The following is a 21,339-nucleotide window of genomic DNA, read 5'->3' on the forward strand; positions in this document are numbered from 1 at the left end:
CCTGGTGATAACATCACTATGACTATTGAATTGATCACTCCAATCGCTATCGAAGCAGGTCTTCGTTTTGCGATTCGTGAAGGTGGCCACACAGTAGGCGCCGGTGTTGTTACTGAAATTATCGAAGGCTAATTTCAGACTTCTACACTGATACAAACTAATAAGATGCCGCTCGGTTTATCCGGGCGGCATTTTTGGTTCTTGTTATTATATTGGTCATGATATTAAATCTCGCGCGTATAAGGCGAAACATTGCTGAGAAATTTTTAAAAGAAATTTTTCAAAAAAATTTAGAAAAAACAAAATTTTTCTTGACATGGACAAATGTTTTCTCGTATAATGATTTCAATTTAAAAAAGCAGAATGCTTAGTAGAGCCGGCAAGATAATTGCGGAGCTCGAAAGCAGGAAGCGACGTAAAAGTTATGACGAAAGAAAGTAGCCCTGTAAGGCATGCGCAGAGAGCCGTTGGTTGGTGTAAAACGGCAGTGATTACAGTGTGAAGTTCCTTTCCGAACTGCAAGGCTGAATTAAGTAGGCTGCGCCGGCGTGGTTGTCGTTAGAAGAACTATGAGTTGGTCGATTCGAGATAATGAGGGTGGTACCGCGGATATTCCGTCCCTTGGGTACTACCCTCTTTTTTTATACTCCGAAATCGTCAATGAGGGTGGTACCGCGATTCGTCATCGTCCCTTTTTAGGGGCGATTTTTTATTTCATAGTTGGCGATTTTGCCAATATGATGCTTTGAGAAAAAGGCGGACGGGCCGGTGATATGCCCCAATCACCAGAGAGAGGAGCGATTTAAATGACTATTTCAACTGTGATTGTAGGGCTGTATGTGGTATTACTCTTCGTGATTTCTTGGGCATCGCGCCGCCTCACGACGGGGAAGGCGGAAAATTATGTGCTCGCCGGTCGGCGCATGACGACACCGCTCATTACCGTTTCTATCGTAGGTCTTGCGGTAGGCGGGGCGTCTACCATCGGTGTAGCGGAACAAGCCTATGTAAAAGGTATTTCCGCCGGTTGGTACACCGCCGCTTGGGGCCTTGGTGCCATTGTGATGGGACTTACGGTAGCTAAACGGTATCGCCGTTTGCAGATTACGACGGTGCCGGAAATGTTGGAACGCTATTATGATAAGAAAAGCCGCATCGCCGGCATCGTAATTCAGATTTTGGTGCAGCTTTGTGTCATGAGCTTGCAATATGTGGCAGGCGGCACAATTTTGGCAGCGTTACTACCGGATGTTTTCACCGTAACCACGGGTATGATTATGAGTGCCATCGTATTCATCGGTGTTACCATGATGGGCGGCATGTGGTCGGCCAGTATTTCCAACTTGTTGAATGTTACCCTTAAATATATCGGCATTTCCGCCGCCGCGTACATGGCTGTAGTCATGATGGGCGGTACGGCAGCCATTGAGGCGCAAGCACCAATGCCGCACATGTTCGATTTAGTGGACGGCGTTGGGGGCATGACGATTTTAACTTGGATCGTTACCTTGATTACGGTTAATCTTTCCTTGCAAAGTATTATTCAAATTTCCTTAGGCGCTAAAACAGTAGGTATTGCCCGTAAAGGGTTCATCCTCGGCGGTCTTATCATGTTACCGATTGGTTTCATCAGTGCCTACTTGGGCGTGATTGCCGCTGAATTATATCCCGGTTTAGCACCGGCCTTGGCGTTGCCAAAATTAATCGTGTCCTTGCATCCCTTGCTCGCCGGTTTGACCTTAGCCGCTTTGTGGTCCGCCGATGTGAGCACTGCTTGTAACTTACTCTTAAGTTCCGGTACATTATTCTCCCAGGATATTTACAAGCGGTTTATCAATCCGAATGTAACAGATGAACGTTATACTTTCATTACTAAAGTAGCCATCGTAGTCATGGGCCTTTTGACATTCATCTTCGCCTTGACAATCAGCGGTATCATCGCTACCTTGATGCAGGGCTTAAGCCTCATGGCAGCCTTCGCGGTTATCGTCTTGATGACCTTGTTCGCACCAAAATATTGTAGTCGTATCGGCGCGTTCTACACTTTGGTGGCGGCTGTAGTAACATTGCTCGCTTGGAATTTCGTACCGGCCGTACGTATCGTGCCGCATGTAATCTATTTGGAGTGGATTGTGTGTAGCATTACCTTCGGCGTTTGTACTTTAGTAAGTCACCAAGCCATTAAAACCGACGCCGCGCTGGAAGGGGAAACAGCGGAAGAAGGCATGGTTAATTCCTTGAATTAAAATTAGATTTCTTAAAAACAGTAAGGGTTAAATATTTAATATGTGATTGGAGTCGATGGGAAAAGATTTCAATCACATATTTTTTAGGTTAAATTGAATTGTATAAAATCTAGTTGACAACAATTAAATAATTGTATACAATTTAATTATCGAAAGCAATATAAACGAGATATTTTAAAATGGAATATAAAGAAAAAGTATTTAATATAACAGGAGGCCGTCATGAGCGTATATGATTACAGTGTATTGGATAAAGCAGGTAAAGAAGTTAGTTTAAAAGAATTTGAAGGTCAGGTGTTGGTGATTGCCAATACGGCCAGCAAATGTGGTTTTACGCCACAGTATGAAGGTTTACAAGCATTGTATGAATCATATAAGGCTCAGGGATTTAGCGTAATTGCCGTTCCGTCTAATGAATTTGCGGAAGAGGAGCCGGGCACGAATGAAGAAGTGCAGAGCTTTTGCAAATTGAACTATGGTGTAACCTTCCCTGTTATGGGCAAATCTGTGGTTCGCGGTAAAGGTGAAATTCCGTTGTTTACCTATTTGACATCCCAGCAAGTGTTCAAAGGTTTTACCGGTGAAAAAGCTGAAATGTTAAATGCTTATTTGAATGAAAATCACCCTGAGTTTATGGGCGACGTTTCCGTTAAATGGAACTTCACTAAGTTCTTGATTAATCGCAAAGGCGAGGTTATCGGTCGTTTCGAACCGACTGTAGAACCTTCGGCTATGACAGAAGCTATTGAAAAAGCATTGGATGAAAAATAATTGCAGGCCTATTAAGAGCGCTAAAAATCAGTTATATTGATATTACAAAAATATAAGAATCACTGACAATATAATTCTGACAAAATATTTTGACAGATTAATCGCATAGACAACATAGTAAGGAGCGTTCCGGATAATACCGTGAGGGCTCCTTTTATTTTATCTACTCGCTTGTTTCGTGCTATAATTAATAATTAAGATGTGTTTTGCTCGAGGAGGTTGCGCCGTGACAAGAAATGAAATACTAAATGGCTTACAATCGCTTAGAGCCAATGAAGTAAGCCGTGTAGAGAGCAATCCTCATAAGCCGTTTAAAGTCGGTTTAGTCTATCCAAATACGTATTTCGTAGGGATGAGTAATTTGGGGTTGCAGATTATATATGAAGAAGTAAATTTGCGTGAACGAAGTTGTGGTGAACGGTATTTTATGCCTGCACCGTCGGAGCTGCGGGACTATGAAAAACATCGTTTGCCCCTCATGAGTGTGGAGACGCAAAGGCCGCTCAATGAATGCGATGTTATCGGTATCGATATTACCTTTGAGATGGATTATTTTAATATTCCGAAGCTTTTGAGATTGGGCCGTGTGCCGGTGAAGCGAATCCATCGTATTGAACGCGATCCAATCGTCATTGCCGGCGGTCCCTGCGCCACGTTTAATCCGGAGCCTTTATCGGATTTTATTGATGCGTTCCTCATCGGTGAAGGGGAAGAACTCATTTCTAAAATGCTAAGCGTTATCGAAACGGGCCGTTTAAATAATGAGTCGCGCGCCGATATTTTAAAAAATCTAAGCCGACTACAAGGAGTGTATGTGCCGGCGTTTTATGAGCCGCAATATGATGAAAACGGTGATTTTGCCGGTTACAAAGATCCTATGCCTCGCATTACGCGTCACTGGCGTCAGTTGGAATCAGTGGGTGAAACCGTAATCGCCACGGATTATACGGAATTCGGTGCTATGTACATCGTCGAAGTAGCCCGTGGTTGCGGGCGACATTGTCGCTTCTGCATGGCCGGTTATTGCTATCGCACACCGCGTTTGCGTAAACTTGATTTATTAAAAGCCGGCGTAGATAGGGCGGCTGAGTTAAACAAGAAAGTGGGACTCATGGGCGCCGCTATTTCCGACTATCCTGATATCGATGAGTTGGTGAATTATATTCGTTCGAAAGGGCTGCGCTATTCCTGCGCCTCCTTAAGGGCCGATTCGTTGACGCAAGCCGTAGTGGATGGACTAGCCGCCAGTGGTCAGCAGACGATTACCATAGCACCGGAAGCGGGCAGCGATAGGTTGCGCCGTGTTATTAATAAAGGTATTTCCAATGAGGATATGCGTAAGGCTGTGACGTTAGCGGCGAAGGCGGGCATTCCCCATATTCGGCTCTATATCATGGTTGGCTTGCCTACAGAGACGGATGAAGATATTGAAGCCATTGTTACCATGGCCAATGACGTGTTCGGCTACATGCAGGATGCAGGGTGTAAAGGGCGTTTGACCTTGAGTGTTAATCCGTTTATACCGAAGCCGTTTACACCGTTTCAATGGATGCCCATGGCGAATCAAAAAGAAGTTACGAAGAAGCTGAATTCAATCAAGAAAGCGCTCAGCAAGAACCGACGCATTGAAGTGCTCGTGGAATCGCCGAAAGAAGCCTATATTCAAGGTGTGTTGGCCCGCGGTGATCGCCGCTTGGGTGAGATTATTGCCTATGCCGCTGAAAATGGCGGCGCGAAAGCTTTCAAAAACGCTTGTCGTGAATTTGATTATGATATGGATGAAGCTTTATATAGAGGCAGAGAATTAACTGAGCCGCTCCCTTGGGACATGCTGGACATGCAATTGGCCGAAGGCTACTTGGCGACTGAGTGGCAACGAAGTTTGACGGAAACATATACAGCGCCTTGCCAAGCGGGCTGTAGGCGCTGCGGGGTTTGTAATGAAACGGGGTGTGATTATGGCACGACAGAATAGAACCGTAATTCGCGAAGGTGGCGGTTTTCCGGGACGTCCCTTTGAGTTTGAAGCAGCTGCCTCATTGACGGGTTTTCCACTGATGCACGGCGTAACGAGACGTTTTGGCGGTGTATCTAAGAAGCCTTTTGACTCGTTTAATTTAGGGCTTCATGTGGGCGATGATATTGAAGCTGTTTGGGAAAATCGGCGCCGTTTGGCCAAGCATTTGCGCGTGGGGCCTGAACTTTTGACCTGTGCGCAGCAGGTACACGGCACGGAGATTTCCGAAGTGACGGAGGCTGACATCGGAGCCGGTGCGTTTCAGATGGACAAAGCCATCCCGAACAGTGACGCTATTTTTACCCGTTTGGAAGAAGTACCGTTACTCCTCTTGGTAGCCGACTGTGTGCCCGTTTTGGTGTATGATCCGAACCACCATGCCGTCGCGGTGATTCACGCCGGTTGGCGCGGGACGATTGGTCATGTGCCGATTTTGACCATGGAAGCGATGGGGCATGCCTACGGTACACGGCCGCAAGACTGTCATGTCTACCTCGGTCCGTCCATTCATTATGATTCCTTTGAAGTGAGTGAAGAACTGGCAGAAACCTTTCGCAAAGCATCCTATATTCCGGATCAGATTGTCGGTTATCGCTATCGGGCAGACAAGGGAATTCAGACGCCGCATGTTAATTTACAGCAGTTTATTGTGCAGGATTTACGCCAAATCGGCGTACCTTTACAACAGATTACCGTGTCTTCTACAGATAGCATGACGGCGGCCGGTTGTTATTCCTATCGTCGTGAGTTTGGTAAAACCGGTCGGATGGCATTATTTGCAATGCTTAGAAAACAGAAGAAATGACTGATTTACTCATATTTTCATTGGCATTTTAGCTTATTTATTATATAATATTATCGCATGAAAGTATTTTTTACATGCACTAACGAGCGTATGCTGGTGCATAAGGGGGTAAGCTATGATAAAAGACGCGTTGGAAGCTGTGCAAAAGCGGATGGCTGATGCCATGGCGAAAGCAGGTCGCACTGACCGAGTGACGCTCATAGCTGTGACAAAAAATCATCCTGTATCAGCAGTGGAAACGGTGGCGCAATTAGGCGTCCGCACAGTGGGAGAAAATCGGGTACAGGAAGCGAAGGAGAAGTTGTTGACTTACAATGGACCGGAGCTGGAATGGCACTTGATTGGTCATTTGCAAATGAACAAAGTGCGACAAGCTGTTCCATTGTTTTCCTTAATACACTCTGTAGATAGCAGTAAGCTACTGGATGAGATAAATAAAGTGGCCGCTAAATGTGGCAAAATACAAGATGTTTTGCTGCAAGTCAATGTGGCTCGGGAAGCAAGTAAGTCCGGGTTGACAGTAGAGGACTTTCCGGAAGTGCGCGATTATGCGAAGACATTGCCGAATGTAAGAGTCAAAGGATTGATGTGCATGGCACCTTTTTTCGAAGATCCTGAAGAGGCTCGTCCTATTTTTCGAGTAGCCCATGCATTATATGAGGATATGAAATCCCAATTCCCGGAAGGACAGATTGAATATTTGTCCATGGGAATGACCCATGACTTTGAAGTGGCTTTGGGAGAAGGCGCGAATATGATTCGCGTTGGCACCGCAATTTTTGGTAACCGAGTATATGATTAAAATAGCGCGTTGTAGGAGGGTTTATTAATGAGTTTAAGTTGGAATAGTATTAAGCAAATGTTTTTTGGTAATGACCATGACGTATATGATGAAGATGAATACACGGAAAATCCAGGTCCTGATTATGATGAGCCGGTTCCGCAGACGGCACCGCAGACCAACACAACAAGTTCAGCATTTCGTCCCGCAAAAACAGGAGGATATAACACCGTGGCCCAACGTCCTAATTCAATGAAAGTAGTCATTGTCGAACCAACAGTATTTGAAGATTCCGAACGTATTACTAACGAACTTCGCGATATGCGTCCCGTAGTAATTAATTTTGAAAAAACCGACCCTCATGAATCGGCGCGCATTGTTGATTTTGTGAGCGGCGCCACCTTTGCTTTAGACGGCAAATTGGAAAAAATCGGTAAAGATATTTTTATTTGTGTACCCGTAAATGTAACAGTTGATTATAACGACAAGAGCTATAACGACATGTCGGATCAATTCACCTGGAAAGAACCTCAATTATAATAGGAGGTCAGCATGGCAGGCCAAATTTTATTCATTGGAGCCGGTGCGATGGGCGGTGCCATTTTGCGTGGTGCCTTAGCTAATCGCTTGGTTGAGCCCCAAGCTGTATATGTATTAGTAAAAACTGAAGCCAGTGCCCACGCATTGCGTGAAGAATTAAACGTCAATGCAGGCACTGAATTGCCTGATATAAAGGATGTTAAAACTGTCATTTGGGCAGTCAAACCGCAAGTATTGCCTGAAGTATTGCCGCAATTCAAAATCTTGCCGGCCGGGACAACTTGTTTGTCCGTGGCGGCAGGCGTAACCCTTAGTACTTTGGAAGCGGCGATTCCGCAGGCCGTATGGTATCGTGCTATGCCGAATACACCTGTGGCGGTGGGAGCCGGCTTGACGGCGCTTACGGCAGGCAGTAAAGGCAATGAAACCGTTACGGCTGAACTGAGTGCCTTATTTGGGGCCATCGGTGAAGCCGTCGTTTGTTCCGAAGCCGATTTGGAACGGTTGACGGCGATTTCCGGATCCGGCCCGGGCTATGCATTCGTTATCATGGATGCTTTGGCTGATGCGGGCGTGCGGTTGGGATTGACCCGTAAAGTGGCCATTAAAGCGGCTGCGTATACTTTGTTCGGTGCCGGTAAAATGGCACTCGAAACGGGGAATCATCCGGCGGTATTGCGCGATCAAGTAACGTCTCCGGGCGGTACGACGATTGCAGGCATTGCCAAAATGGAAAAAGAAGGCCTTCGCTCCGCCTTGCAAGAGGGTGTTGTGGCATGTTATGAACGCTCTTTGGAACTTGGCAAGCATTAGGAGGATTTGTGAAAGATAAAGAAAAATTAATTCGATATTTTGAAGCATCCGGTAGTGGCGAAGAAGCTCGCCGCATGCTCGACTTAGCCGAGCAAGTGGTGGCGGGCAAGCCATATCGGGTGACCGAGTTTATGTCGCCGGCAGGACTTGTGATTGCCGACGCAATTAAAGCGAATTTACCGCAACTTAAGGTAGAATTCGGCGGTGGCTATGAAGGAGCCGAGCGCATTCGCGTAGCATTCGTAGAAGCCGATTTTCAAGGCACCGTAGATTTAGGCATTAAAGCCTTAAAAGTGTCATGGGATCCGCGTTTCCGTTTGCTTACTCATCGTGATGTGTTGGGCTCGCTCATGGGGCTTGGCATTGAGCGCACCAATTTCGGTGATATTATTATGCAAACCGGTGGTGCTCAATTAATAGTGGATGCTGCAATGGCGGACTATGTGAAACAGAATTTTACAAAAATCGCCATGGTGTCCGTTTCGGTGGAGGATATGGATATAGCCGAAATCCAACCGAAAGAAGAAAAAATTAAAGAAATACGAACCACGGTTGCTTCTTTGCGGCTGGATGCGGTAGCTTCTTCCGGATTCAGCGTATCCCGCACCAAAGTGGTTAGTTCAATCAATGCGGGACTTGTGCAAGTAAACTGGCAACCGGCCAAGGGACCGGCACAAGAAGTCAAAGAAGGAGATATTATATCGCTTCGAGGTCGTGGACGAATGAAAATTGAGGAAATTACCGGCACCTCTCGCAAGGGGCGCATCGGTGTCTATCTCAAACGATTCATGTAAATTAGGAGGTAAGCTGTATGATTACACCAATGGATATTCACAATAAAGAGTTTGAAACAGGCTTTCGTGGGTACGACAAGGAAGCGGTTAACGCGTTTATGGCCGAATTGGTTCATGATTATGAAACCTTATATCGCGATAATCGTGAAATGACTGATAAAATTGAGCAACTCGAAAAACGCATTGCTCAATACGAAAAAATGGAAGCGACTATGAATGATGCTTTGGTATTGGCTCAGGAAACGGGCGAAAATGTTAAAAACTCCGCTCGTAAAGAAGCAGATCTCATCATTCAGGAAGCGGAACAACAACGCCGTCAAATCATAGCTGAAGCGGAACGTCAATTGCGTGAAGGCTGTGAAAAATATGCGGTAATCCGCAATGAAGTAGCTGTTTTCAAAGCGCGTATGGAATCCCTTTTGAACTCGCAAATGCAAATGGTGGATGGCTATGTGTTAGGTGACAGCAAAGTACAACTTGAGAAAGTTAATATCGATGAAGTAATTGCGGCAGCGGCCGAAGACAATTCAACAATTCATAGTAATGCCGGCGTAGCCGAGGATGTATTGGCGGCTCAGGCGGCTGTGGAACAGGCTGAAGAAGCAGCGTCCACGGAAACAAGCGAAGATAATAAATAAATAGAGTGTTAATCGGCTTGATTTATATCAAGCCGATTTTGATATAAAGAACATATGAAAGAATTTCATAAAAAAGATAAAATGAAGTTCTAAAAGATGTTTTGAGAAAGTGAGGCAATATGATTACAATGGCCTTACGACTGACCGGTCAACGTTGTCTCGTTATCGGCGGCGGTGCCGTAGCTGAGCGAAGAATCGGTCTGTTCCTTCAAGAAGGCGCCAAAGTAACCGTAGTAAGTCCCGAAGTAACGGCTAACATAGCCGAATGGGCCGCTCAGAATCAATTAGTTTGGCAAAAAAGAGCTTTTGATGAATCTGTTGATTTGGCGGCAGATTTTGTGTTGTTGGCAACGAGCGACAGTGAGCTCAATGCAATGTGTGCTAAGAAGGCCAGAGCCTTAGGGGCCTTGGTGAACAGGGCGGATGATCGCAGCGATTGCGATTTTACCTTTCCGGCGACGGTAACCGTGGGAGATTTAGAGTTTGCCATCTTTACCGGACGGGTAAGTCCTCGTTTAAGTCGATTAATTAAACAAGATTTGGCTAACCGCTATGAGGCCGTAGCCGAGATGTTGCCGGCTTTGAGAAAGATGCGTAAAACAGTACGCGACCTTTTGAAGACACCGGCGGAACGGGAAGAATTTTGGCAAAAACATTTAGGTCAAAAAGAGTTGATTAAGATAATAGAGGGTGATTGGAAATGTGTGGAGGATATATTGAGCGATGAAATTAATCGTATTAGGTTTAAATCATAGAAGCGCACCGGTAAACGTGCGTGAAGTATTTTCTTTTGATAAAACAGAGATAAGCGAAGCTATTAATCATGTGTATGAGCATGAACAAGTAGCGGAATGTGTCCTCTTATCTACTTGTAACCGTACGGAATTGTATGCGGTATTGGAAGATGTGGAAAATCCGAAACAGTTCATGCTTCAGTTATTACAGCATTTAAAAGGCGTCGAAGACATGGAGGCTGACAACGATTGGTTCTTCATGTATGAAGGCCGCGATATGTTGGCGCATTTATTTAACGTGGCATCCAGCCTTGATTCGTTGGTACTGGGGGAAGGTCAGATTTTGAGCCAACTTAAGATGGCTTATATTACGGCCTACAGTCGTGGCTTGACCGGTCCTATTTTTAACATTATTTTCCAACGTGCTATTAGTGTGGGCAAAAAAGTGCGCACTGTTACGGGTATTGCCAATACGCCGGTTTCCGTAAGTTATGCGGCGGTTAACTTGGCAGAAGACTGCCTCACGAAACCGATGTCGGAAGCAAAAGTACTTGTGTTAGGTGCCGGTGAAATGAGTGAGCTTACAGCAACTCATTTACAGTCTAAAGGCGTTAAGAGTATCTTCGTATCTAACCGTACTTACCATAAAGCGGAAGCCTTGGCGAAACGTTTCGGTGGTCAGGCGATTTCCTTTGACAGCTTCATCGATCAAGCTAAAGAGGCGGATATTTTAATTACTTCTACGGGCGCACCGCATTATATAATCGGTCCTGAAGAAGCGGCTAAAATTGCGGCTAATCGTCAAGGTAATCCAATCGTTATGATTGATATTGCCGTGCCGCGTGATATTGACCCAGATGTATCACAAATCGAAGATGTGTATTTATTCAACATCGATTCTTTGGAAAGCGTTGTAGAAGAAAATAAACATCAGCGCGAATTGGAAGCGGAAAAAGCGAAACCGATTATTGCGGAAGCCATTGATGAAATTGAAGATAAATTGGGCTATCTTTCCGTACGCCCTATGATGGTTCTTTTAAGTGATAAAGCGGAGCGTACCCGCAAACGCGAATTACACCGCGCGTTGGCTAAATTGCCGGATGCGGACGACCGCCTTCGTAAAATTATGGACAATATGTCACGCATGATTGTGCGTAAATTGTTGCGTGATCCAATGATTCGCTTTGGCGAAGTGGCCGGTAAAGACGAAGAAAATGATTACTGGAAATTGTTCCGTGATATGTTTGACTTAGAAAAGGAGCGTAAATCCTTATGAGAAATGTAATTCGTATAGGCACGCGCAGCAGTGCTTTGGCCTTATGGCAGGCTGAATTTGTCGGCTCTGAGCTAAAACGTCTGTTCCCCGGTTGTGAAGTGGAACTTGTTCACCACAGCACCAAGGGTGACCGTATTTTAGAAAAACCGTTGGCCGCTATCGGCGGTAAAGGCCTTTTCACGGAAGAATTGGAAGCATCCATGCGCGAAGGCTCCATTGATATTGCTGTTCACAGCTTAAAAGATATGCCTACGGATTTGCCGGAAGGCTTGACCTTGGGCGCTATTACAAAACGTGAAACACCTTGTGATGCGTTGGTTTCACCAAAATATAAGACCCTCGATCAATTACCTCAGGGCGCTAAAGTGGGGACCAGCAGCTTGCGTCGTCAGGCCCAGCTTTTACATCATCGTCCCGATTTACAAATTAGTGTATTGCGTGGCAATGTGCAGACCAGACTTCGCAAATTGGAAGAAGAAAATTTTGATGCCATCGTGTTGGCGCAGGCCGGTCTCAAACGCTTAGGCCTGGCAGATCAAATTACGCAAGTTTTTACTGCCGATGAATTGATTCCCGCTGTAGGCCAAGGGGCGTTGGCTATCGAATGTCGCAGCGACGACAAGGAAATGCTCGACATGCTGGCAAAACTTAATGACGAAGATACCATGTGGTGTACCCGCGGTGAACGCAGCTTCTTGCGCCAATTGCAAGGTGGTTGCCAAGTTCCAATGGGGGTGCACGGTACGATTCACAAGGGCCAGTTAACGTTGAAGGCCATCATTTCCTCCCTTGACGGTAAAAACTGTTATGAAGGGGAATTGACGGGGCCTAAGAAAACGGCTGACATTATCGGCCGTAACTTAGCCAAAGCTTTATACGAAGAAGGCGGCAAACATATCATCGAAGAGTTGATTCAGGAGGGTGTAATTCAATGACGGGTATGGTGTACTTAATCGGGGCAGGTCCCGGGGATTATAAATTAATCACGGTAAAAGGTCGCGAATGCATTGAAAAAGCGGATGTCATCGTGTATGACTATTTAGCGGATGAACATTTATTGCGTTGGGCCCGTCCCGATGCAGAGCTCATTTATGCAGGTAAACAGTGCAAACATCATACCTTGCATCAATACGAAATCAATGAATTGCTTGTTAAATACGGCAAAGAAGGTAAAATCGTGGCGCGCTTAAAGGGTGGGGATCCGCTCATTTTCGGTCGCGGCGGTGAAGAAGCGTTGGAACTTGCCAAAGCAGGTGTGCCGTTTGAATTCGTACCGGGCGTAACATCCGGTATTTCCGCACCGGCCTATGCCGGTATCCCCGTGACGCAGCGCGCTATGGCAACTTCTTTTGCCATCGTGACGGGTCATGAGGATCCGACTAAAAACGAATCCGGCATCAACTGGGAAGGGTTAGCTACCGCCGTTGATACCATCAGCTTCGTTATGGGCGTTGGCAATTTGCCGATGATCTCGCAAAAACTCATGCAATACGGTCGTCCTAAAGATACACCGGTTGCCGTTATTCGCTGGGGCACCAAACCGGTTCAGCAGACCCTGATTTCCACCTTGGAACATGTGGCGGACGATGTGAAGAAAGCGGGCATTAAGCCACCGTCCATTATTACGGTAGGCAATGTCGTAAGCCTGCGCGACTCACTTCGTTGGTTTGATAATAAGCCGCTTTTTGGCAAAACCGTACTCGTTACCCGTGCTCGTTCGAAAGCCAGCGTTCTAAGTGAAAAACTTGAAGAACTGGGCGCCAATGTCATTGAAGCAGCGGCCATTAAAACGCAAGCGTTACCGATTGGGGATGCTGAAAAAACAGCAATTCTTAATGCGGGCGCGTATAAAACGGTTGTTTTCACTTCAGCCGAAGGAGTTCGTTATTTCTTCAAAGCCTTGGAAACTTTGGGCAAAGACAGCCGTGTATTGGGCGCCGCTCAAATTTGTGCCATCGGCAGTGCTACGGCGAAAGCCTTGCATGACAAAGGCCTCTTAGCCGATATTATTCCTAGTGACTACAAGGGCGAATCCGTTGTGAAAGCATTGGCACCAATCCTTGAAAAAGGCGACAAAGCGTTATTGATTCAGCCGAAAGTGGCTCGCAAAGTCATTCCGGAAGGCCTTAAAGATGCCGGTGCCGACGTGACCGTAGCTCGTTTATACGAAACCGTGTTAGACGATTCGCAAGCTGATGCATTGCGCGACACATTAGCTAACGGCGAAGCCGATTATATTACGTTTACCAGTTCTTCAACGGTAACCAACACGTTGTCCATGCTGGGTAAAGACGGTGCCGAATTGATTAAAAAAGCCCGTGTTGCCTGCATCGGACCAATTACGGCCGCTACTTGCGTGGAACATGGCATTCAACCGGATTTAATCGGTGACACTTTCACCATTCCGGCCATGGTAGACATGATTAAAGCAGATGTGAATAAATAACTGGCTAGTTTTAAAAAATCGTACTACAATAAAAAGGTAGTACCTACATAAATAAAGGAGACGATGAATAATGTTAGACTTAACCTATCGTCCGCGCCGTTTGCGGACAACACCGGCCATGCGAGCTTTGGTTCGTGAAACAACACTCAACGTAGAAGATATGATTTACCCGTTGTTTATTGTACCGGGCACCGGCGTTAAGGAAGAAATTACATCGTTACCGGGACAATATCACTTATCCGTTGACGAAGCGGTAAAAGTGGCTAAAGAAGCACATGCCCTTGGTATTTTGGGTGTAGAAATTTTCGGCTTGCCAACCTATAAAGATGAACAAGGTTCATCCGCTTGGGATATGGAACAACCGGTACAACAAGCTATCAAAGCGATTCGCAAAGAAGTACCGGAACTCATCGTGGTATCTGATGTATGCTTATGTCAGTACACCAGCACCGGTCATTGCGGCTGTGTTGAAAACCACGAAGTATTGAATGACGAAACCTTGCCGTTGCTGGCAAAAGTAGCCGTAAGCCATGCGGAAGCAGGCGCTCATATGGTGGCTCCGTCGGATATGATGGACGGCCGTGTAGCCGTAATTCGTGAAGCTCTTGATGACGCCGGTTTTACCAACGTATCCATCATGAGCTATGCTGCCAAATACGCCAGCGCTTACTATGGGCCGTTCCGTGATGCGGTTCATTCCACACCGGAATTCGGCGACCGCAAAGGTTATCAGATGGACGAAGCTAATCGCCTCGAAGCGATGCGTGAAATCGAACTCGACATTCGTGAAGGTGCCGATATCATCATGATTAAACCGGCTCTTTCGTATCTCGATATCGTGCGTGAAGCCCGCGATAATTTTGATTACCCATTGGCTGTTTACAATGTAAGCGGTGAATACGCCATGGTTAAAGCCGCCGCGCAGCAGGGCCTGGTTGATGAAAAACGCATCGTTTTGGAAACTTTGTTATCCATGAAACGGGCGGGTGCTAAAATCATTATCACTTATCATGCCCTTGACGTAGCTCGTTGGTTGCGCAAATAATTGTCAGCACCTTTTGGTTGCGCAAATAATTGTTAGCACCGTTCAGCGGCTGATTAGGCACAATGTGTGCCTAATCCATCGTTTGAGCACAAGACTTTTAATACCCATTGTCGTTAGTATCATAAGGAGAAGATTATGTTTACATTAGATAAATCTAAGCAAGCTTTTAACGAAGCTAAAGCATACATGCCGGGCGGCGTAAACAGTCCGGTTCGCTCGTATCGCAGTGTGGGTTCCGAACCGCCGTTCATCAGCTCTGCTTCCGGCGACCGTATCTATGATATTGACGGCAATGAATACATTGACTATGTATTATCTTGGGGGCCTATGATTCTTGGCCATGCCAAATCGGAAATCGTAGCCGCTTTGCAAGAAGCCGTTTTACGCGGTACCAGCTATGGTGCGCCAACTTTGCTTGAAACGGAATTGGCTAAAAAAATCCAGGCCTTCATGCCGAATATGGAAATGCTCCGCATGGTTAACTCCGGTACGGAATCGACTATGAGTGCCCTCCGCGTAGCTCGTGGTTATACGGGGCGCGATAAAATCGTTAAATTCATCGGTTGCTATCACGGCCACAGTGACGGCTTGCTCGTAAAAGCCGGATCCGGCCTTGCCACTTTCGGTGTGCCCGATAGTCCGGGGGTACCGGCCGGTGTGGCAGCCGATACGTTGACCGTACCATATAATGATATTGATGCGATCAAAGCTTTATTTGAAAAAGAAGGCCATGCTATTGCCGCAGTTATTGTAGAACCGGTAGCCGGTAATATGGGCTGTGTACCGCCTGTTCCGGGTTTCTTGGAAACACTTCGTGAATTGACAAAGGCTCACGGCGCATTACTTATTTTTGATGAAGTTATGTGTGGCTTCCGTGCCAGCTCCGGCGGTGCGCAGAAGAAATACAATATTAAACCGGACTTGACTTGCCTCGGCAAAATCGTTGGCGGTGGTTTACCAATGGCCGTGTTTGGCGGTTCCCGTGAAATCATGAGCCAAGTAGCTCCGGCCGGTCCTATCTATCAGGCCGGTACGCTGAGCGGTAATCCGATTGCCGTAACGGCGGGGTTAGCAACCCTTAGCATTTTGCAACAAGATCCGACTGTATTTAAACGGATTAATCAATCCACCGAAACACTTTGTCAAGGCCTTAAAGAATTGGCGGCTAAACATAATGTGCCGGTACAAGTACAATATGTAGGCTCCATGTTTACCTTGTTCTTCAGTGACAAACCGGTGCTTAATTTTGAGGATGCATCCGCTTGTGATATGGAATCGTTCAAAAAATTCTTCCATTACAATTTGAGTCATGGCATTTACTATGCACCAAGTCAGTATGAAAGCAACTTCATGTCGGCACAACATTCCGCTAAGGATATTGAACATACCTTGGCCGTAGCTGACGAAGCCTTTGCTACTTTGAAATAGGGTAGAAGCTTACTTCTGCTATAGTTGAGGGCGGTTTTAAATCTTTGGTCCTATAGTTGATGGTAGTTTTAAATCTTTGATCCTATTGTATAGTGGCGAAGTAGCTATAGCGATGTTATAATAAAAATTGGATAATCAAATGTTAGACCCCTGCCATTTGGAAGGGGTCTTGTGCTAATACGGAGGAGATAGAATTATGCAAACGTTGACTCCCGAAATGGTGGCGGCCGCTCGCAAGAGTTTACAAGAATGCTTGGCCAAAAGTGTAATTCCCAAAGAATATTGGGATGAAATTACCCATTGGTTGGAAGCCACCCACATGGAAAATATTTATTTAGAAGGTCGTGAGGCGATCGGTGCTTGGTGGGCTTCCAAAGAAGTTCGCAAAATGGGCTATGCCATCAATTTTGCCAAGGGCGGCTGTATGCCGAGCAACTGGTTCCCTGAAGGGGAGAACTGGGATATGGCACAAGCACAGGCTAAATACCGATTGGTTGCCGATTGGCAATGTTTGATCGAACACGACGCATTAATCAAAATATAACGAGGTTAGTGTATGAGAAGTGTCAAAAAAAGTGCCAGCCTATCCGTTGTCACTTTAAGCTGGCCTATATTTATCGAGATATTCTTACAAATGCTTATTGGTAATATTGACCAGTTTATGATGAGTCACTATTCCCAAGAAGCGGTAGCCGCCGTAGCCAATGCGAATCAGATTATGAATATTTTCATCTTCCTGATTACCGTTATGAGTACGGCCACAACGATTTTAATTGCTCAATATTTGGGTGCCAAAAATCCGACCAAGATTAACGAAGTAACAACCGTAAGTATTGCCTTTAACTTCGTATTCAGCTCCATTGCGGCGCTGTTTATTTTGGTAGCCCATCGCATGCTCTTTGAGTGGCTCGGCGTGCCGGAAGAAATCATCGATGATACGAGTCTTTATATGACGATTGTAGCTGCGAGCATTCCGATTACGGGGATTTATACGGCCTTTGTGGCTACTTTCCGCGGCTTTTCCTTGCCGGTTATTACCATGTGCGTGGCCTTCGTTATGAACGTAGTACATATTTTCAGTAACTTGGTATTAATTTACGGTTGGGGCCCTATTCCGTCTATGGGCGTGTTGGGCGTATCCATTTCCACAGCCTTGAGCAAGGGCTTAGGTCTGCTCTTGGTATTTTATTTATTCAAAACCCAGCTCAACGTTAAGTTGTCCTGGTCTTATTTAAAACCGTTCCCTAAAGAAACGTTAAAACGGTTGCTGCACATCGGGGTGCCGTCCGGCGGCGAAACGCTGTCTTATCAGTTATCGCAGACGACGATTATGAAAATGGTCAACATTTTCGGCATCATGGTTATTAATACGAAGGTGTATGCCTACATTATTTCCATGTTCTGCTACATGTACACCATTGCCCTCGCCAATGCGGTGCAGATTATCGTAGGCTTTTTGGTCGGTGCCGACAGGGAAGACGAGATTTCAGGCCGTGTGTGGCATACCATGTGGCTCGGCATGGCGATCAGTCTGACCTTGTCCGTATCGTTCTATCTGTTGAGTGATTATATATTTGCCTTTTTCACGGACGAACAGGAGATAATTACGCTCGGCAAGACGATAATGTTGATTGAAATATTCTTGGAAATCGGACGAACGGTTAATATTATTATGGTTCAGTGTTTACAGGCGGCCGGTGATATCAGGACGCCGATGATTGTAGGTATCTTTGGCATGTGGCTGTGTGCCGTTAACTTGTCCTTTATCTTGGGCGTTTGGCTCGATTGGGGGCTCGTGGGCATCTGGATTGCCATGGCCATCGATGAAGGTGTGCGGGCCATCATATTCGTATGGCGTTGGCACAGCGGTAAATGGAAGAATAAGAAGCTGATTGAAGATGCGGCGTAGTTTTTTGAAAAAAACGCTTATAGTCGGCCGGTACTCAGCTGAAATCATAGATGAGATACGGTCGATAAACAATCAGCATGTAGCATAGTAGCGATTAAAAAGAGAGGTTGAGGAAACAGTATGAAGCGTAAGGTAGGTATTATTGGTTTAGGTTTACTCGGCGGTTCTTTGGCAAAAGGACTGGCGAAATTTACAGATTATGAAGTGATTGGTTATGCACGGCGTCCGGAGATTTGTGAAGCGGCTATGGCCGACAAGGTTGTGGCCCGTGCGTATACCGATCCCAAACAGGTCGTGGCTGAGGCGGATATTTTGGTATTCGCCTTGCCGCCTGATACAAATGCGAGGCTGTTTGAGGAGCTGGCGCCGCTCATTCGGCCTCGCACTCTTATAACTGATGTGTCCAGTACAAAGACGAATTTTGCCCGTACAGTGAAACAAAACTTGCCGGCCGGGGCTAGCTTCGTGTCGGTTCATCCCATGGCTGGTTCTGAAAAGGGCGGTTATGCCATGGCCAAGGCGGATTTATTCAAACATTGTACCTGGATTGTATTGGAAGATGATGTGGCGTCCGGCTGGTGCGAAGCAGGTGCCGCCGAATTGACGCGCATGGGTGAACTCCTGGGGAGCCGCATAGAGCGGATTCCTATGAGTATGCATGACGGCTTTATGGCCACGGTCAGTCACATGCCTCATACGGTGGCGTCCATGATTGCCACCATTGCGGGGGGCGATGAGTACGGCGATTTGCGCCTCCGTTTGGCAGCAGGCGGATTTCGTGATGTTACCCGTGTAGCCGGTGGTAATCCCGCCATGTGGCGTGAAATCATAACGGGCAACCGCACGGAAGTCGTTAGGGCGTTATCAGATTTAGAACAGCAAATATCAATTATTAAAAATTTACTTTTAACCGAAGATGATGATACACTAGAATCATATTTGAATGATGCCAAGCACATTCGTGATAAATTTTCCCTATTATAGGAGGATATGATGGGCTTATTTGAAGAGACTTGTAAAAAGATTACCCCAAAAGACGTCGCCATCGGTGAAAAAATACAGGCCGTGTGGGACCGTGAAACGCCATACGGCAGTTTTGGCAAATTGGTAGACATGGTTAAACAATACGCTATGGATACACGCCAAGAATCGCCGACTATTCCGAAGCGTTGCATGATTATTGCAGCGGCTGACCATGGTGTAGCGGAAATGGGCGTGAGTGCCTATCCGATTGATGTAACCGTCGGTATGACGCAGAACTATTTGATTCCGAAGGGCGCCGGTGCCAATGCCTTGGGCAACTACTGCGGCACGGACATGGAAGTGGTAGACGTAGGCATCAAAGCGGACATGAATTGGGTGCCGGGCTTACGTCATAACAAAATTCGCATGGGGACGAACAACTTTTTAAAAGAACCGGCTATGACCAAAGAAGAAGCCATTCAGGCTATGGAAGTGGGCATTGCTCTCGTTAATGAAAAAGTCGCTGAAGGGTACAATGTATTCCTCGTAGGTGAAATGGGGATTGCCAATACGACGGCCAGTGCCGTTATGACCGCGAAATTTGCCGGCATCACGGCGGAACAGGCTACCGGTCGGGGCACCAATATCTCCGATGAACGCCTTAAAGTAAAACAGAAAGTCGTTCACGATGCGCTTGAAAAATACGCTCACATTGATAAAAATGACGGCCTCGGTATTTTGCATTCCGTAGGCGGTTTGGAATTTGCCTGCATTACGGGGATTATTCTCGGCGCCGCCGCGGCTCATGCCATGGTTATTATCGATGGTTTTAATACCACCGCTTGTGCCTTGGTGGCTCACTCCTTGGTACCGGCCAGCATGGATTATGTTATGGCCTCCCATTTGTCTGCTGAAAAAGCGCATAATCGGGCTCTCGAAACTTTGGGGCTTGAAGCGTATGTTAACCTTGGCCTTTGCCTCGGTGAAGCATCAGGCGGCTCCATTCAAATGGGCATGCTCGATTTGGCAGTGCGCATGTATCAGGAATTAGAAGGAGGGCACCAAGCATGAGAGAGTTTACGATTAAACCGTTAAATAAAGACTGCATGGATGCGTGCCAGCTTCGTGTAGATAATTTGACCAAGCCGATTTACAGCTTGGCTCAATTGGAAAAAATCGCCGTTCGTTTGGCCGGCATTTATAATGTGGAACAGCCGAACCATATTAAAAACGGCGTTCTTATCTTTGCCGGCGATACCGCCGTTGACGGTATGCAAAACCATACAAAAGGGCAGGAAAGCTTAGCCGCTGTTACCCGTCTTGGCAGTGGTCACAGTGCGACCGGTGCGGCTGCTAAGAAGCTTGAAGCTGACGTAATTGTTGTTGACGTAGGTCTGGAACAAGATACGGCCAACGTAAAAGGCATTGTAAATAAAAAAGTAGCCAACGGCGCACGTTTCTTCGGTAAAGGTCCGGCTATGACCAAAGAAGAAATGGAAGCAGCTTTAGAAGTGGGTTTCCAAATGGCTGATGAACTGGCCACAAAAGGCGTTCAAGCAGTGGCCCTCGGCAACGTAGGCGAACGCACGTTACTTAGCGGTTTAGCCGTTACCGCAGCTATTACAGGCTATCCGATGGCTGAACTTTTGACTAATAACGAATGCACCTTGTCCATTCAGGAAAAAGCAGACCGTTTGAGTGCTACCATAGGTCGCTATAACTTAAGCGCGAAAGATCCGCTCAATGTGTTGCAACATGTGGGCTCTTTGGACATCGCTGCCATGGTCGGGTTTTACCTTGGCGCTGCTCATAATCGCATGGCCGTAGTATTTGATAACGCCGTAACCGGCGCCGCTTTATTGGTAGCTCGTGCAATTAATGCCGATGTTATGGACTTCGTATTCCAGTCGGCGGCGTACAATGAACCGGTGCACAAAGCACAGATGAAATTCTTGGGCATCAGCCCATTCTTGTATTATGATTTGGAAATGGATGAAGCATTGGGCTCCGTTATGGGTTTATCCGTGGTGGATGCGTCGCTTCACATGTTAAACGATATGAAAACATTTGGCGAAGCCACGGTGACCGTAGCCGAAGACGGCCCGGGCAATAAACGTCAGGACGGTCGTTAAT

Annotated in this window: 20 protein-coding genes, 1 pseudogene and 1 other annotated feature; all 21 genes and pseudogenes read left to right on the forward strand. The window is 46.4% G+C overall.

Annotated elements, in window-relative coordinates; all coding sequences use genetic code 11:
- Positions 1–132 (forward strand): annotated as a pseudogene (gene tuf / locus E7204_RS01690) (elongation factor Tu); the annotation flags it as partial.
- Positions 133–415: 283 nt separating this feature from the next.
- Positions 416–625: a binding site (T-box leader), on the forward strand.
- A gap of 181 nt (positions 626–806) precedes the next feature.
- Positions 807–2,246, forward strand: coding sequence for a sodium:solute symporter family protein (locus E7204_RS01695; protein WP_295180963.1), 1,440 nt, complete (start codon positions 807–809; stop codon positions 2,244–2,246).
- 222 nt (positions 2,247–2,468) lie between these two features.
- The gene (locus E7204_RS01700) at positions 2,469–3,017 is read left to right on the forward strand and encodes a glutathione peroxidase (RefSeq protein ID WP_295180965.1); all 549 of its coding nucleotides are present in this window, start codon (positions 2,469–2,471) and stop codon (positions 3,015–3,017) included.
- 226 nt (positions 3,018–3,243) lie between these two features.
- Entirely contained in the window at positions 3,244–4,992 is a 1,749-nt protein-coding gene (locus tag E7204_RS01705; RefSeq protein WP_295180966.1) for a radical SAM protein, read from the forward strand.
- The gene (gene pgeF / locus E7204_RS01710; protein WP_295180967.1) at positions 4,976–5,839 is read left to right on the forward strand and encodes a peptidoglycan editing factor PgeF; all 864 of its coding nucleotides are present in this window, start codon (positions 4,976–4,978) and stop codon (positions 5,837–5,839) included. The genes E7204_RS01705 and pgeF overlap by 17 nt, the downstream gene beginning before the upstream one ends.
- Positions 5,840–5,954: 115 nt before the next feature.
- Entirely contained in the window at positions 5,955–6,641 is a 687-nt protein-coding gene (locus tag E7204_RS01715) for a YggS family pyridoxal phosphate-dependent enzyme (protein ID WP_021840487.1), read from the forward strand.
- Positions 6,642–6,668: 27 nt separating this feature from the next.
- Positions 6,669–7,160, forward strand: a complete 492-nt coding sequence (gene sepF, locus E7204_RS01720) for a cell division protein SepF (protein ID WP_295180970.1) — start codon at positions 6,669–6,671, stop codon at positions 7,158–7,160.
- 12 nt (positions 7,161–7,172) lie between these two features.
- Positions 7,173–7,973, forward strand: a complete 801-nt coding sequence (gene proC / locus E7204_RS01725) for a pyrroline-5-carboxylate reductase (RefSeq protein ID WP_295180972.1) — start codon at positions 7,173–7,175, stop codon at positions 7,971–7,973.
- 8 nt (positions 7,974–7,981) lie between these two features.
- Complete coding sequence (locus E7204_RS01730) at positions 7,982–8,767, forward strand: YlmH/Sll1252 family protein (RefSeq protein ID WP_295180974.1); 786 nt, start codon at positions 7,982–7,984, stop codon at positions 8,765–8,767.
- Positions 8,768–8,784: 17 nt separating this feature from the next.
- On the forward strand, positions 8,785–9,405 hold the full coding sequence (locus E7204_RS01735; protein WP_156704329.1) for a DivIVA domain-containing protein: 621 nt from the start codon (positions 8,785–8,787) through the stop codon (positions 9,403–9,405).
- A gap of 119 nt (positions 9,406–9,524) precedes the next feature.
- On the forward strand, positions 9,525–10,160 hold the full coding sequence (locus tag E7204_RS01740) for a bifunctional precorrin-2 dehydrogenase/sirohydrochlorin ferrochelatase (protein WP_295180977.1): 636 nt from the start codon (positions 9,525–9,527) through the stop codon (positions 10,158–10,160).
- Positions 10,129–11,415: a glutamyl-tRNA reductase gene (hemA, locus tag E7204_RS01745; RefSeq protein ID WP_295180978.1), complete on the forward strand. Its 1,287-nt coding sequence runs from the start codon at positions 10,129–10,131 to the stop codon at positions 11,413–11,415. Before E7204_RS01740 ends, hemA begins: the two co-directional genes overlap by 32 nt.
- Positions 11,412–12,350 (forward strand): hydroxymethylbilane synthase, encoded by a 939-nt coding sequence (hemC, locus tag E7204_RS01750; protein WP_295180980.1) that lies wholly within the window; start codon positions 11,412–11,414, stop codon positions 12,348–12,350. The genes hemA and hemC overlap by 4 nt, the downstream gene beginning before the upstream one ends.
- Positions 12,347–13,861, forward strand: coding sequence for a uroporphyrinogen-III C-methyltransferase (gene cobA, locus E7204_RS01755; RefSeq protein ID WP_295180982.1), 1,515 nt, complete (start codon positions 12,347–12,349; stop codon positions 13,859–13,861). The genes hemC and cobA overlap by 4 nt, the downstream gene beginning before the upstream one ends.
- A gap of 70 nt (positions 13,862–13,931) precedes the next feature.
- Positions 13,932–14,906 carry a porphobilinogen synthase gene (gene hemB / locus E7204_RS01760; RefSeq protein WP_295180984.1) on the forward strand — a complete coding sequence of 325 codons (975 nt, stop codon included), beginning with the start codon at positions 13,932–13,934 and terminating at the stop codon, positions 14,904–14,906.
- 135 nt (positions 14,907–15,041) lie between these two features.
- The gene (gene hemL, locus E7204_RS01765) at positions 15,042–16,334 is read left to right on the forward strand and encodes a glutamate-1-semialdehyde 2,1-aminomutase (RefSeq protein WP_295180986.1); all 1,293 of its coding nucleotides are present in this window, start codon (positions 15,042–15,044) and stop codon (positions 16,332–16,334) included.
- Positions 16,335–16,530: 196 nt separating this feature from the next.
- On the forward strand, positions 16,531–16,878 hold the full coding sequence (locus tag E7204_RS01770) for a hypothetical protein (protein ID WP_021840498.1): 348 nt from the start codon (positions 16,531–16,533) through the stop codon (positions 16,876–16,878).
- 12 nt (positions 16,879–16,890) lie between these two features.
- The gene (locus E7204_RS01775; protein ID WP_295180988.1) at positions 16,891–18,243 is read left to right on the forward strand and encodes an MATE family efflux transporter; all 1,353 of its coding nucleotides are present in this window, start codon (positions 16,891–16,893) and stop codon (positions 18,241–18,243) included.
- 120 nt (positions 18,244–18,363) lie between these two features.
- Entirely contained in the window at positions 18,364–19,227 is an 864-nt protein-coding gene (locus E7204_RS01780; RefSeq protein ID WP_295180990.1) for a prephenate dehydrogenase/arogenate dehydrogenase family protein, read from the forward strand.
- A 9-nt stretch (positions 19,228–19,236) separates the two neighbouring features.
- Positions 19,237–20,277, forward strand: coding sequence for a nicotinate-nucleotide--dimethylbenzimidazole phosphoribosyltransferase (gene cobT, locus E7204_RS01785; protein ID WP_295180998.1), 1,041 nt, complete (start codon positions 19,237–19,239; stop codon positions 20,275–20,277).
- Positions 20,274–21,338, forward strand: coding sequence for a nicotinate-nucleotide--dimethylbenzimidazole phosphoribosyltransferase (locus tag E7204_RS01790; protein WP_295180991.1), 1,065 nt, complete (start codon positions 20,274–20,276; stop codon positions 21,336–21,338). The genes cobT and E7204_RS01790 overlap by 4 nt, the downstream gene beginning before the upstream one ends.
- Position 21,339: the final 1 nt, after the last annotated feature.

It is taken from the genome of Veillonella sp. (genome assembly GCF_015058545.1).
In the GTDB taxonomy this organism is placed as follows: Bacteria; Bacillota; Negativicutes; order Veillonellales; family Veillonellaceae; genus Veillonella_A.